Genomic DNA, 244 nt, shown 5'->3' with positions numbered 1-244 from the left:
TTTGTTTTTCAGTGATATGAAGGTTTCTTGAAATTAAAGGTTGACGCGGTTTCGGATCCCCTTATAATGCGCCCCACTTCCAGCGAGATCGGAACGAAAAACTCCTTGTTCATCAATGAGTTAAGTAGTAACGAAGAAGCTGAAAGGGCTACGATCGAATGATCGGCAGCGGTCGAGATGAAGGTTGACAGTGTTTCAAAACGCTGTATGATTCGCATCCCGCTACGAGAGATCGCAGCGAGTC

1 protein-coding gene is annotated in these 244 nt (G+C 45.9%); it reads right to left on the bottom strand.

Annotation, left to right across the window (positions count from 1 at the left end; genetic code table 11):
* Positions 1-8 precede the first annotated feature (8 nt).
* A partial coding sequence (locus HU760_RS24405; RefSeq protein WP_217858991.1) for a hypothetical protein occupies positions 9-244 on the bottom strand: 236 nt, incomplete at its 5' end.

Origin of the sequence: Pseudomonas oryzicola (genome assembly GCF_014269185.2) — a bacterium.
Classification (GTDB): Bacteria; Pseudomonadota; Gammaproteobacteria; order Pseudomonadales; family Pseudomonadaceae; genus Aquipseudomonas; species Aquipseudomonas oryzicola.
Note: the sequence above shows the minus strand (reverse complement) of the source record. Positions and strands in the feature narration are given on the sequence as shown.